Consider the following 13,753-nt stretch of genomic DNA (forward strand, 5'->3'; position numbering starts at 1 on the left):
GAGCCTTTCCACAGGCCGGGTAAGAAATATCAAATCAACGTTGCTCGTCCAGTTGCAGCGCCACATACAGTAGTAGCCTGTCATCGAAATTCCCTAAATCCAGCCCGGTCAGTTCAGAGATGCGATTGAGACGGTATTCCAGCGTGTTGCGGTGGATAAACAGCGCCTTGGACGTTGCCAGCGGCTGTACGTTATGGCGGAACCAGGCCGATAAAGTGCGCCTGAGCAGGCCATTGTTGTCCATCGCTTTTAACCGTGACAACGGGCGCGCCAGCTCATTCGCCTGCCAGCCGCCACGTAAACTGTCCAGCAATACTGGCAACATCAGATCCTGATAGAAATAGCTGCGGTTTTCCGGCATCCGTTGTTTACCCACCATCATCGTGGTGCGCGCGGTACGGTATGAACGGGCGATACTGCCAGGACCAGTAAAATAGTTGCCAAGCGCAACACGAAAACGCAGTTGGCCGTTCTCTTTCATGCGGGTAATCAACTGCTCAACGCGCTTGCGGTGATCTTCCGCGTCCCAGCGACCAAACTGATTGAGCGCCGGTTTGAGCACCACCATCTCCGTTAACGAGACAATCGCGATAAGGTTGTTGCGTTCCGGCGTAGTCAGCGCATTCTGCAACTGCTGCAATTCGGCCATGGCACTATCAACGCCCAGTTGACCACTGTCGACTTCCACGACCGCCACCACACGCGGCTGGTTTAAATCGATACCCAAGCGCTGCGCCCATTCAGTTAATGCGGGCGTATGCTCTTCCGCCTGGATCAGGTTCATCACCAGCTCTTCACGTAAGCGGCTGTCTTGTGCCAGCAGATGCATCAAACGGGATTGTTCCAGCATCATCTCAGCGGTCATACAGACCAGTTCGCCATATTTGCGCAACGTTTCCGGTTCGCCGGTCAAACCGATAACGCCGACAATTTCGCCTTCCAGTCGTAGCGGCAGGTTGATCCCCTGACGTACGCCATGCAAGTGACGCGCGACCGCATCATCAATGTCCACCACGCGGCCCTGGGAGAGAACTAACAGCGCACCTTCGTGCAATTCCCCAATTCGTTCGCGATCGCCGCTACCAATGATGCGACCACGTGCATCCATGACGTTAATGTTTGTATCGATGATGCGCATCGTGCGCGCCACGATATCCTGTGCCATTTTGGTATCAAGGTGCCAGCCAGCCATGTAACCCTCCCGTGAGCAGAGCCCAAGCATATGGGAGAAAACCATAGCGCGCACTGTGCATATGCACAAAGCAGCATTCAGAAGTATGGAGTTGTGGAAGGCTTCACAAAACAGAAGGAGCCCCTCTCCTCGCAGGGAGGAAGAGGGGTTTTACAGATTACTGCATCAGCAGATAAATGGAGGTATCGCCACGCTGAATATTCAGCGCCAGTACAGACGGTTTGCCGTCGAGGATTTTGCGCAACTCAGCGATATTTTTCACCGGCTGCTGGTTAGCACCGATAATCACATCCCCTTTTTTCAGGCCAATCTGCGCCGCAGGGGTATTCGCTTTCACTGCGTTAACCACCACGCCAGCATCTTTGCCTTTGTTGCTCATTTCCGCGCCTTCAATGCCACTGAAGATGGTGCTGGAATCCACCTGGTTCTGGCTGCTCTGCTGCAATTCCAGCGTGATATTCACCGGTTTGCCGTCACGCAACAGGCCAAGAGCAACTTTACTGCCAATTGGCATTGAACCCACTTCAGCACGCAGTGCGGCGAAGCTGCTAATCGGTTTGCCATTCAGCGAGGTGATCACATCACCCGCCTTGATACCCGCTTTCGCGGCGGCGGAATTCGGCATCACCTGGCTGACAAACGCCCCGCGTTGGGCATCGACTTTCATCGCTTTCGCCAGCTCGGAGTTCAGTTCAGTCCCCATAATCCCCAGCTCACCACGGCGTACCTGGCCGAACTCAACCATCTGGCCGGTCAGGTTTTTCACCATATTACTCGGGATGGCAAAACCGATACCAATGTTGCCGCCGTCCGGCGCGAGGATTGCGGTGTTAATCCCGATCAGTTCACCATTCAGGTTGACCAGTGCACCACCGGAGTTACCCCGGTTAATCGCCGCATCCGTTTGGATAAAGTTTTCGTAGTTTTCAGCATTCAGCCCGCTGCGGCCAAGCGCGGAAACAATCCCGGAAGTCACCGTCTCACCCAGACCGAACGGGTTACCAATCGCTACCGTATAGTCACCCACGCGCAGGGCGTCAGAATCCGCCAGCTTGATAGCGGTCAGGTTTTTCGGATCCTGAATCTGGATCAGGGCGATGTCGGAACGCGGGTCTTTACCCACCACTTTAGCGTCAAATTTACGCCCGTCGCTCAACTGAACCTTAATGGTATTGGCGTTATCCACGACGTGGTTGTTGGTCACAACATAGCCTTTGGCGGCATCAATAATGACCCCGGAGCCCAATGCCATAAATTTCTGCTGCTGACCACCGCCGGAGCCATCTTGCCCACCCTGACCGCCCTGGCAGAATGGCGAGCCCTGGAACGGAGAACCGTCCTGGCAGAACGGTGAATTATCACCAAAGAACTGCTGGAAGTTACGTGGCATACGCGGGGTATTCACCGTCGTGCTGCCTTCTACGTTAATACTCACCACCGAAGGCATCACTTTTTCCAGCATCGGCGCAAGGCTCGGCATTTGTTGCGACGGGGTAGCTGAAGATGCTGTTTCCGCCGCCGTAGCTGACAGAGGAGACAGCGCTAAACTTAAACTCAAGGCCAGTGCACTCATTGCTAACGTGGTTTTTTTCATGTGTCTCTATCTCATTACCGATTAACGCAAACAAACTGCTGTGTATGTACCACTCAGAGTCGATTTATAGCCTGAAGTTCCGGGATGTCGTTTCGGCAAAAAGTAAAAATTTATTGTCGTTCTTTACAAAACAACGGGGTTATTCCACTGCCATCAAACGACGATATTCATCCCAAGAATATAAATCAGTCATACCGCTGATATAATCCTGAATCAATCGACAACGATGATAATACTCCAGCACCGGATACTCCGCCGAATCGGGCGATAATTTACTGACCGCTTCTACATACGCTAATCGATGGCGCGTCGACAGTTTATGAAACAGACGCGATGCAATCGGAAAGCGGCGCAGACGCTCCTTTTCCACCAGCTCAGTAAAATCCGCCAACGATAATTGTAACAACGGGCGGTAAATATCCAGCAACCCACTGATGACGCGATAACCTTGTAATTCAAGCTGCTCAACGTCCGGGTGGCTGAATACATGTTTAATGGCGACATTTTTATATAATTCAAGTAGCTGACTGAATCCGCTATCATCCTCCAGCAACGCATGGTTGAATTCACCGCTGAAGATTTGGGGCAGGTTATCAATAAAGCGCTGTGCAGCGTAGGGCACCAGCTTATTAAGGGTATTGACCCGCAGATACATAAAGAATTGATCTTCCGCACTGCGGCTCATGGAATTCACACGAGATTTATCCCAGGCATTTTCGACCACCTGAGCAAACAACGAGCCCTTTTCATGTGTTCCCCAGGCATCATAAAGATGCTGGTAAAGTTGTTCCGCCGTGAAAATACGTTTTTCTACCGCATCTTCTAAGTCGGCGACGCAATAAGAAATATCATCAGCGGCTTCCATTATCCACGTCAAAGGGAAGCGGCTGTAAGTATCCAGGTTTAATTCTTTACGTAAGCGCTCAACATAGGCTTCTTCGCTGAAATAATAACCTGGTTTTTTCATTAAATAGCTGTGCGACGTTGGAGGAGAACCAACCCACCATGCAGGGCGCGTATATTTTAATATGCAACCGACCTGCGCCCAGGTCAGGTTCATTCGCATCAGCGTATGCACCAGGCGGATCCCCTGCGCGTTTCCTTCAAAATGGCTTAAATCCTGACGAACTTTTCTACGTAGCGCATTTAACCCATCTTCGCCCTCATGCAGGCGCAACACCGCCACTTCACAGCGATCGTCCGATAACGGTTGACCGAGCGCATCTTCCGGCACCAGCCGCTGATGGAACCAATCATTAATTGCCGCCTCGCCAAAATGGCCGAAAGGTGGGTTGCCAATGTCATGCATCAGGCACGCCATTTCAACAATGCTTTCAAACGGTCCGGTCAGTTCATCCAACCCGTAAGTTTCCAGCAACTTCAGTTCTTTCAGGCGGCTAAGGATTTCTTTGGCGATGTAGCGTCCCACCTGTTGTACTTCCAGGGAGTGGGTAAGGCGTGTACGTACCGCGGCATTGCGTTCCAGGGGGAAAACCTGCGTTTTTTGTTGCAACCGCCGAATGGCCGGGGAGTTGATGATGCGCCCGCGATCGCTTTCAAAAATACGCAGGATTTCACGCTCGGTTTTCACGCCCTGCGGCGAACGATAACGACGGTGCCAGTTTATTTTGTTGCGAAAGTCGATCTCTGCCATTTTCTCTCCTGTGCGAAGCGTCACGGGATATCATGCAATTGTGTATGCCATGATAGACTATGCCCTGAAAACGTAATTCTGTCTTATCACATTAGCGAGTATCTCCATGAAAATTGGCATTATTGGTGCAATGGAAGAAGAAGTTACGCTGCTGCGTGACAAAATCGAGAACCGTCAGACCCTGAATATTGGCGGGAGCGAAATCTACACCGGTACGCTGAATGGCACTGACGTTGCACTGCTGAAGTCGGGCATTGGCAAAGTCGCTGCTGCCATGGGCGCAACGTTGCTGCTGGAGCGCTGCCAGCCGGATGTGATTATCAATACCGGTTCTGCGGGCGGTCTGGCGCCAACGCTGAAAGTAGGCGATATCGTGGTGTCTGACGAAGCGCGTTATCACGATGCCGACGTGACGGCTTTCGGTTACGAGTACGGCCAGTTACCGGGCTGCCCGGCGGGCTTTAAAGCCGATGATAAACTGATTGCCGCCGCAGAAGCCTGTATCGCGCAACTGGATCTGCACGCCGTGCGCGGTTTGATTGTCAGCGGCGATGCCTTTATCAATGGTTCAGTGGGTCTGGCGAAAATCCGCCACAACTTCCCGCAAGCCATCGCCGTGGAAATGGAAGCCACCGCCATTGCGCATGTTTGCCATAACTTTGGCGTGCCGTTTGTTGTGGTTCGCGCCATCTCCGACGTGGCAGATCAACAGTCGCACCTGAGCTTTGATGAGTTCCTGGCCGTCGCGGCGAAACAATCAAGCCTGATGGTAGAAACCCTGGTGCAGAACCTGGCGCGTGGCTAATCGTTCACTCGGGGCGCTTGCCGCCCTGCTTATTCTGCTGCCGGCGTGGCTGTTCGCCGCGCCGCGCGTGATTTCGCTCTCACCGGCCAATACAGAACTGCTGTTTGCCGCAGGGATTACGCCTGTCGGCGTGAGCAGCTATTCCGATTACCCTCCCGAAGCCGCGCATATTGAACAAGTCGCCAGTTGGCAAGGCATCAACCTCGAACGCATTGTCGCATTGAAACCCGACATGGTGCTGGCGTGGCGCGGAGGCAACACTGAACGGCAGGTCAATCAACTGAAGCAGTTTGGCGTTACCGTGATGTGGGTGGATGCCATCACCATCGAACAAGTTGCAGAGACGCTGCGCGCGCTTGAGCCCTACAGCCCGCATCCTGAGCAGGCCCGACAAGCGGCGCAACAGCTGATGGCACGTTATGACGAATTGAAAGCGCGCTATGCAAACCAGCCGAAAAAACGCGTGTTCCTGCAATTTGGTGCACAGCCGCTGTTCACCAGCGGGCAAGGTTCGATTCAGAACGAGGTGCTGGAGCTGTGCGGCGGCGAAAACATCTTTGCCGCCAGTCGCGTGCCCTGGCCGCAGGTCAGCCGCGAGCAAGTATTAGCCCGCCAGCCGCAGGCGATTGTGGTCGCCGGAGAGGCGCGTGAAATTCCCAATATCGAACAATTCTGGCATAGCCAGCTCGATGTACCGATTATTTCTCTACACAGCGACTGGTTTGAACGCGCAAGCCCGCGTATTATCCTCGCCGCTCAACAACTCTGTACTGCCCTTGCGCAGGTGAAATAACCGGGGAATTCACATGCTCGTCTACTGGCTGGATATTATCGGCACTGCCGTGTTTGCCATCTCAGGCGTCCTGCTTGCCGGAAAATTGCGGATGGATCCGTTTGGCGTGCTGGTGCTCGGCGTGGTTACCGCAGTTGGCGGCGGGACGATCCGCGATATGGCGCTGGCGCACGGGCCGGTATTCTGGGTAACCGATCCTACCGATCTGGTGGTCGCCATGGTGACCTGCATGCTGACCATTATTCTGGTGCGTCAGCCGCGCCGCCTGCCGAAGTGGATACTCCCTGTGCTGGACGCCGTAGGTCTGGCGGTGTTTGTCGGGATTGGCGTGAATAAGGCCTTTCTGGCCGAAACCGGGCCGCTGGTCGCCATCTGTATGGGCGTTGTCACCGGTGTGGGCGGCGGGATAATCCGTGACGTTCTGGCGCGGGAAGTGCCGATGATCCTGCGTACCGAAATTTACGCCACTGCCTGTATCGCCGGCGGCATTGTGCATGCGACTGCGTTTCACTTTTTTACCATTCCGCTGGAAACAGCCAGTATGCTGGGCATGGTGGTTACGCTGGTGATTCGTCTGGCGGCCATTCGCTGGCATCTGAAGCTACCGACGTTCGCCCTGGATGAACCGGGCCGATAACAAAAAAGCCGTGTCGATGACACGGCTTTTTATACCTGCCGGGTTCGTTAAATACTGAACGAAGAACCGCAGCCGCAGGTGCTGGTCGCATTCGGGTTGGTGACCACAAAGCGGGAACCTTCCAGACCTTCGGTATAATCGACCGAACCACCTACCAGATATTGCAGGCTCATGGGATCAACCACCAGGCCAACGCCCTGTTTCTCAATGGTCATATCGCCATCGTTGATTTGATCATCAAAGGTAAAACCATACTGGAAGCCACTGCAACCACCACCGGTGATGTAGACACGCAGTTTCAGGTTTGGATTTTCCTCATCTGCGATCAGGCTTTTTACTTTGTTGGCTGCTGCATCGGTAAACTGCAGCGGCAACGCTACGTCATCACTCATGTCTTGCTCCCATTGCTACTGCGATCCGGGCAAATAGTCACCCGATCATTGTTGGCTATTATCCAATACGCTATTAAATCGTTCAAGTATTCTCCCGCCGCGACGCCTCAACACCGGCCGCCTCCTGCCTGGCAAGCGTACGTGCCAGGATTGCGGAATAGAGCGGATTGCCGCCAAGGAACTGTGCTAACAGTGTCGCACCGAGACAGGTGATAATCATTGGCAGAATAAGCTGATAATTGTCTGTCATTTCCAGAACCAGCACGATCCCGGTCAGCGGCGCGCGTAACGAAGCAGCCAGTAACGCGCCCATGCCCGCGACAGCAAACGTTGCTGCATCAAGTTGATAGTGCGGAAAAAGATCTGCACTCGCACTGCCGAAAGCCATCCCCAACACCGTACCCAGCGACAGCATCGGCGCAAATATTCCCCCCGGTGCACCCGAACAGAAACACAGCAGCGTCATGGCAACACGGATCAAAAAGAGTAATAGCAACACCCCAACAGTATAGTTCCCGGCTGCCGCTATCGGGATCAAAGCAAAACCCCCACCGGAAAACGCCGGGGCAATCAGCCCCAACACGCCGCAAGCACCACCGATAAGCCCACCGATCAGCACCCAGCGGGTCGTCTGGCCACCATGAATACGTTGAAAAAGATCCTGAGTACGCAGCACCAGCGTATTAAACAAAGGCCCTACGCAGCCAAAAATCATCCCCAGCACCAGATAGAGCCAGAGTGTGTTGACCGGCGCATTGCTAAGTTTGCCAACATCAATGACCGCGGCTTCGCCATTAAACAGGCGAAACACAATGCTCGACATGATCACACCGGTGAACACGGCTTTAATGGAGATGAGGTTGTAGTGAAACTGGGAGCGCATCTCTTCAATAATAAAAAGGATCCCAGCCAAGGGCGCATTGAACGCGGCTGACAAGCCTGCCGCTGCACCGGTCGCCAGTAGCGTATGGCGCGCCTCTGCACTGCGCATACGGAACAGATCCGCCACCATGCGACCAATATTACCGCCAATCTGCACCGTCGGGCCTTCCCGGCCAAGTACCATGCCTGCGCCAAGTGTTCCCATACCGCCGATAAATTTAACCGGCAGTACGCGCCACCAGCGTACCGGACGTAACTCTTCCAGTGCGCCTTCAATTTCCGGAATACCGGAACCGCCAGCCTCCGGCGCAAAGCGGCGAACCAAAAAATACCCCACCATCGCCAACAGAGCGGAGCCAATGAAAGCCAGTGACCAAATCTGCCACGCGTTATCCGCCACCTGGGCGAGCGCGCCAGTCCGGGTATTGATGACGAAATTGACCGCTTTTTCAAAAGCGACGCCCACTAATCCAGTCAGCGTTCCCGCGACGGCAGCCATTATTAATATCGCCAGCGGCGTTTTATCGCGTTGCAACAAGTGACGCAAAATATTCCTGCGACGCCGACGTTCCACTTGCTGCTGTTCAAATGAGGTGGTTTCAGGAGTCATAGATGAGAAAAGATAAGACAAATACAGCGGGCATTGTAACGAACCGGGGTTCCCGCGTCGCGGCTAAAATCCCTGCAAAATATGTCATTCCACCGGCCAGGGCGTGCATAACCTTCCTGTAATCACATAGAATGACGGGCATTGATTTTTCCACCAACCAGGAATGAAAACATGAGTAAGTCTGAAAACCTCTATAACGCAGCGCGTGAATTGATCCCGGGCGGAGTCAACTCACCGGTTCGCGCCTTTACCGGCGTGGGTGGTACGCCGCTGTTTATCGAGCGTGCTGACGGCGCTTATTTATACGATGTCGATGGCAAAGCCTATATCGATTATGTCGGCTCCTGGGGGCCAATGGTGCTGGGGCACAACCATCCGGCCATTCGCAATGCGGTAATCGACGCCGCCAGCCGCGGGCTGAGCTTTGGCGCACCGACTGAAATGGAAGTCAAAATGGCGGAACTGGTGACAGAACTGGTGCCAACGATGGATATGGTGCGCATGGTGAACTCCGGGACGGAAGCGACTATGAGTGCGATTCGCCTGGCGCGCGGCTTTACCGGTCGCGATAAAATCATCAAATTCGAAGGCTGCTACCACGGGCACGCGGATTGCCTGCTGGTAAAAGCGGGATCCGGCGCGTTGACGCTGGGCCAGCCGAACTCACCTGGCGTTCCGGCGGATTTCGCCAAACATACCCTCACCTGCACCTACAACGATCTCGCTTCCGTGCGCGCAGCCTTTGAACAATATCCGCAGGATATCGCCTGCATTATAGTTGAGCCAGTGGCAGGCAATATGAACTGCATTCCGCCACAGCCGGAATTCCTGCCAGGCCTGCGTGCGCTGTGTGATGAATTTGGCGCACTGCTGATCATCGATGAAGTGATGACCGGTTTCCGTGTGGCGCTGGCCGGGGCGCAAGCGTACTACGATGTGACACCGGACCTGACCTGCCTTGGCAAAATCATCGGTGGCGGCATGCCGGTCGGCGCATTTGGCGGTCGCCGCGAGGTGATGGATGCACTGGCACCCACCGGCCCGGTTTATCAGGCGGGAACACTGTCCGGTAACCCGATTGCGATGGCGGCGGGCTACGCCTGTTTAACCGAAGTGGCTCAGCCTGGCATCCACACTACCCTGACCGAACTGACCACCCAACTGGCCAATGGTCTGCTTGATGCCGCTCAGCAGGCAGGCATCCCACTGGTTGTGAACCATGTCGGCGGTATGTTCGGCCTGTTCTTTACCGATGCGCAAAGCGTGACCTGCTATCAGGATGTAGTGAAATGCGATGTTGAACGTTTCAAACGGTTCTTCCATCTGATGCTGGAAGAAGGCGTTTACCTTGCGCCGTCTGCGTTTGAAGCGGGCTTCATGTCTGTCGCACACAGCGAAGAAGATATCGACAATACTATCGATGCCGCTCGCCGCGTATTCGCGAAACTCTGATGTTCTTTCCCCTCTCCCCACCAGGGAGAGGGGGAATATTAACGGCTCTGCTTTCTCAACAAATAGATAAAGTACGGCGCGCCAATGAAGGTCGACAGCAACCCTGCCGGGATCTGATACGGAAATAACATCATCCGCCCGCACCAGTCGGCAAAGACCAGCAACACGCCCCCCACCAGTGCTGAAATCAGCATATGCGGCATCGTGCGGCGAAAACCCATCATCCGTGCAATATGCGGCGCCATCAGCCCGACAAAGCTCAGCGGGCCAATGGTCATCGTCGCCGTGGCCGTTAAGGCCGCAGCCAGCAGCAGTAGCGCAACACGCGATGATGTCAGCGCCATTCCCACTGCCCGAGCGGTATTTCCCCCCAGCGGTAAAATCATCAGCCAGCGACGGCACAGCGGCGTCAACGCCAGCAACACCACCATCATCGCACTGGTGCGCCATACCTGCTCACCGGAGGCGTTATAGGTTGAACCGGAAATCCACGTCAGGATCGCCGTCATTCGCGGGTCGCCGCTGGCCTGCATCATCATCAGCAGCATGGTAAACGCCGTGCTTAACGCCATACCGGCCAGTAACATGCGGTGCGGTGAAAACCCGCCGCGCCCGGCAGAAATCATGATAATCAGTAGCGTCGCCGCGGCACCAAGACTCCCGGCGGGCATCAGCCAGCCAAAGGCGTTCCCCGGCACGAAAAAGAGCATCAGCACCACGCCAAACGCCGCACCGGAGCTGATCCCCAGCACTTCCGGACTGGCCATCGGGTTACCGGTCAGGCGCTGAATAATGCAACCCGCAACAGCCAGCATGATGCCAGCAGTGAGTGCCGCGATGATGCGCGGCCAGCGCCACTCCAGAAGATCATTCAATAACGCACCACTGGCCCAGTGCCAGCCTTGCGCATCCCGACCGAATGCCAGCGCCCCCCACATCACCAGCAACAGCAACACCAGCCCCCCGAAGGCAAACCCCGGCACGTGCTGACGCTCAGCGGGAACGTTATCCCCGGCGTTCATCGCGGGTGCGCTCATGCTGCGCAGGCGCGGCAACAGCCACAGCAGCAACGGTGCGCCAATCAACGCGGTCACGGAGCCGGTGGAGATCTCCATCCATACCCGGGTCAGCAACCAGACCAGTTGATCGGAAAGCCACAAGATGAGCGCGCCAATAAACGGCGACAACACCAGTCGCGCCAGTAAACGGCGAGCGCCGAGCATTTTTGCCAACAGCGGCGCAAACAGGCCGATAAAACCAATAATCCCCACCGCATTCACCAGTAAGGCACTCAGGGCGATCGCCAGCGTCAGCGCCGCCAGCCGGGCCAGCGACAAGGCCAGTCCGAGGTTACGTGCGACACCATCATCCAGCCCCATCAGGGTCAGCGGACGCAGCAGCAACAACGTTAATAGACCGCAGCCCGCCAGTTGTGGCCACAGACGCTGCACCACGCTCCAGTCGGTCTGAGTCAGCGTACCGGTGCTCCATAAGAACATGCTTTGCAGCTGATCGTGATGAAACAGCGCCAGCAACTGGTTGATTGCTCCGCAATAAAGACTCACCACCAGCCCGGCAAGGATCAGTGTCACCGGCGATAACCGTTTGCCCCAGGCCACGCCAAACACCAGCGCGCCCACAGCGCACGCACCCGCCAGTGCAGCAAACTGCGAAGCCAGCACGCCCGGTATCGCCCACAGTGTGGTGACGGTGATCCCCAGTTGAGCGCCGGTCGCCACGCCAAGTGTGGTCGGTTCCGCCAACGGGTTGCGCAATACTTGCTGGAACAACACGCCCACCAGCCCAAGACCCGCCCCCACCAGCAGGGAAATTACCAGCCTTGGCAGCAAGCTGTAGTGGAACAGCATTTGATCGATACGGTCTATGTCTGGCGCACGCAGCGCCTCACCCCACTGCGCTCGCGGCAACGCAATGTTTAAATTGGACCAACTCAGCCCTGCGGCGATAGCAAATAACAGCGCCAGTAGCAGTATCGGGAAAAGGGAGAGACGACGACTCATGCCTTCCCTCCCAGCGCGTTATCCAGCACACGAGTAAAGTGCATCGCTGACAGCGTCGCACCATAAAACCAGACAGCCGGCACGCGCTGGAAACGTCCGGAACGCACAAAAGGCATCGCCTGCCAGAGCGGCGTCGCCATCAGCTTGCGCATATCCTGGTCATTGCCGTGATCGAAACAGAGCACATCCACATCGTTGTATTCCGCCAGCCTGTCGATACCCACTGCCACACTGCCCCAGAAGCTGGTTTCACCATGCCAGGCATTACGAATTCCCAGACTATCAAGCACTTCCTGGAACAGGCAGTTCGGACCAAACGCCAGTACATGGCGGGGATCCAGCAGCGTGATCATCAGCAACGGGCGGTTGCCACGGCGGGCGAAATGCGGTTTTGTCCCGTCGATCAACGCATCAAACGCATCCAGATGTGTTTTCTCAGCCGCTTCCCTATTCAGCAACTGCGCCATCTCGTTAAGGGAGTGGCGCGCCATCGTGAGCGGTTTTTTACCATCGCTGAAGGTGAAACCACGCCCTGGGGCAATACGCGCCAGTTTGGTTTCTGACGGGCCATAGCCTGCGGACCAGACAAGATAAGAGGGCTTCATCTGCGTCAGCAGTTCGAGATTAGGCTCTGTCCGCAGCCCGATATCGATCACCGCGTCAGGCAGTGCGGGTTCGTTAACCCACACGTTGTAATTATGCACATCTGCCACGCCATAGGGCGCAACGCCGAGCGCCAGCAGTAACTCAACGGGTAGCCATTCGAGGGCAACGATACGGTGCGGGTCGACAGACGCCGCCTGCGCGTTGCGCATGTTCCACAGTAAGGGAGAGAGCGCCATCGCCGTCAGCAGGCGACGACGGCTAATCTGAGGTAATTGGGCCATTAGTAGACAAAACTCACCGGTGCGGCGCCGGAAGGGTGCGGCAGGATGCCCATCGGGATGCCATAAATGTGTTCAAGCGTGTCGGCGCGCATTAAGTCATCCGGTATCCCTTCCGCGATCATTTCACCGCCGCGCAGTGCCACCAGATAATCGCAGTATCGCGCCGCCATATTAATGTCGTGCAGGACAGCAATCACCGTTAACCCACGCTGCTGACTAAGACGATGCACCAGCGCCAACACATCAACCTGGTGCGCGATGTCCAGCGCGGAAGTCGGCTCATCAAGCAGCAGGCAACGGCTATCCTGCGCCACCAGCATGGCAATCCACGCGCGCTGACGTTCACCACCGGAAAGGCTGTCCACCAGGCGATGCGCCAACGGTTTCAACCCAACCAACGCTATCGCTTCTTCAACTTTTTCCCGATCAGCAATACCAAAACGCCCCAACGCACCGTGCCACGGATAACGACCAATCGCCACCAGCTCACGTACAGTCATCCCTTCCGCCTGCGGCAGTTGCTGAGGAAGATACGCCACCTTGCGGGCAAAGGCTTTACTGTTCCAGCTCGCCAACGGCTGCTCATCCAGCAGAATATCGCCGCCGGAAGGTGGCTGATGACGGCCCAACATTTTGAGCAGCGTGGATTTGCCGGAACCGTTATGACCAATCAACCCGGTGACTTTTCCGGGGGGGAAACGCAAAGATAACGGGTGGAGCAGCGTACGACCGGGTACGCTAAAGCTCACACCGTTCAGTTGAAATGTCGTGTCGGGAAGCGTGTTCTTTTCCTGCATAGTAGCCAACTTGTCAAAGGGCACGGCGAACCGTGCC

12 protein-coding genes are annotated in these 13,753 nt (G+C 55.6%); 4 read left to right on the top strand and 8 right to left on the bottom strand.

The features are described 5' to 3' along the window. Positions 1–34: 34 nt before the first annotated feature. From cdaR to dgt, 3 genes are all read right to left on the bottom strand, one after another. Entirely contained in the window at positions 35–1,192 is a 1,158-nt protein-coding gene (gene cdaR / locus O9K67_RS20355) for a DNA-binding transcriptional regulator CdaR (protein WP_061497583.1), read from the bottom strand. 157 nt (positions 1,193–1,349) lie between these two features. Further along, entirely contained in the window at positions 1,350–2,786 is a 1,437-nt protein-coding gene (gene degP / locus O9K67_RS20360; RefSeq protein ID WP_061497584.1) for a serine endoprotease DegP, read from the bottom strand. A gap of 139 nt (positions 2,787–2,925) precedes the next feature. Further along, a complete protein-coding gene (gene dgt / locus O9K67_RS20365; RefSeq protein WP_061497586.1) occupies positions 2,926–4,440 on the bottom strand; it encodes a dGTPase in 1,515 nt (504 codons plus the stop codon). 106 nt (positions 4,441–4,546) lie between these two features. Between dgt and mtnN the strand changes: the two genes are divergently transcribed. Genes mtnN through O9K67_RS20380 form a run of 3 tightly spaced genes read left to right on the top strand, consistent with a single transcriptional unit; the run spans position 4,547 to position 6,675 of the window. Beyond that, positions 4,547–5,245: a 5'-methylthioadenosine/S-adenosylhomocysteine nucleosidase gene (gene mtnN / locus O9K67_RS20370; protein ID WP_061497588.1), complete on the top strand. Its 699-nt coding sequence runs from the start codon at positions 4,547–4,549 to the stop codon at positions 5,243–5,245. Then, positions 5,238–6,038, top strand: a complete 801-nt coding sequence (gene btuF, locus O9K67_RS20375) for a vitamin B12 ABC transporter substrate-binding protein BtuF (RefSeq protein ID WP_061497590.1) — start codon at positions 5,238–5,240, stop codon at positions 6,036–6,038. The genes mtnN and btuF overlap by 8 nt, the downstream gene beginning before the upstream one ends. 13 nt (positions 6,039–6,051) lie before the next feature. Beyond that, entirely contained in the window at positions 6,052–6,675 is a 624-nt protein-coding gene (locus tag O9K67_RS20380) for a TRIC cation channel family protein (protein ID WP_061497592.1), read from the top strand. Positions 6,676–6,722: 47 nt separating this feature from the next. Here the strand turns inward: O9K67_RS20380 and erpA are convergent, their stop codons facing one another. Then, positions 6,723–7,067: an iron-sulfur cluster insertion protein ErpA gene (gene erpA, locus O9K67_RS20385; RefSeq protein ID WP_023480429.1), complete on the bottom strand. Its 345-nt coding sequence runs from the start codon at positions 7,065–7,067 to the stop codon at positions 6,723–6,725. Between the two features lie 82 nt (positions 7,068–7,149). Then, positions 7,150–8,559 carry a H(+)/Cl(-) exchange transporter ClcA gene (clcA, locus tag O9K67_RS20390; protein WP_061497594.1) on the bottom strand — a complete coding sequence of 470 codons (1,410 nt, stop codon included), beginning with the start codon at positions 8,557–8,559 and terminating at the stop codon, positions 7,150–7,152. Positions 8,560–8,730: 171 nt separating this feature from the next. On the opposite strand from clcA, the gene hemL reads away from it, so the two are divergent. Further along, positions 8,731–10,011, top strand: coding sequence for a glutamate-1-semialdehyde 2,1-aminomutase (gene hemL / locus O9K67_RS20395; protein WP_061497595.1), 1,281 nt, complete (start codon positions 8,731–8,733; stop codon positions 10,009–10,011). Between the two features lie 38 nt (positions 10,012–10,049). On the opposite strand, the gene fhuB is transcribed toward hemL, so the two are convergent. The 3 genes from fhuB to fhuC are packed head-to-tail and all read right to left on the bottom strand — an operon-like array spanning position 10,050 to position 13,716. After that, entirely contained in the window at positions 10,050–12,032 is a 1,983-nt protein-coding gene (gene fhuB / locus O9K67_RS20400; RefSeq protein ID WP_061497597.1) for a Fe(3+)-hydroxamate ABC transporter permease FhuB, read from the bottom strand. After that, complete coding sequence (gene fhuD, locus O9K67_RS20405; protein WP_061497600.1) at positions 12,029–12,919, bottom strand: Fe(3+)-hydroxamate ABC transporter substrate-binding protein FhuD; 891 nt, start codon at positions 12,917–12,919, stop codon at positions 12,029–12,031. The genes fhuB and fhuD overlap by 4 nt, the downstream gene beginning before the upstream one ends. Beyond that, positions 12,919–13,716, bottom strand: coding sequence for a Fe3+-hydroxamate ABC transporter ATP-binding protein FhuC (gene fhuC / locus O9K67_RS20410; RefSeq protein ID WP_061497602.1), 798 nt, complete (start codon positions 13,714–13,716; stop codon positions 12,919–12,921). The genes fhuD and fhuC overlap by 1 nt, the downstream gene beginning before the upstream one ends. Positions 13,717–13,753: the final 37 nt, after the last annotated feature.

Origin of the sequence: Kosakonia oryzendophytica (assembly GCF_027886705.1) — a bacterium.
Lineage (GTDB): Bacteria > Pseudomonadota > Gammaproteobacteria > Enterobacterales > Enterobacteriaceae > Kosakonia > Kosakonia oryzendophytica.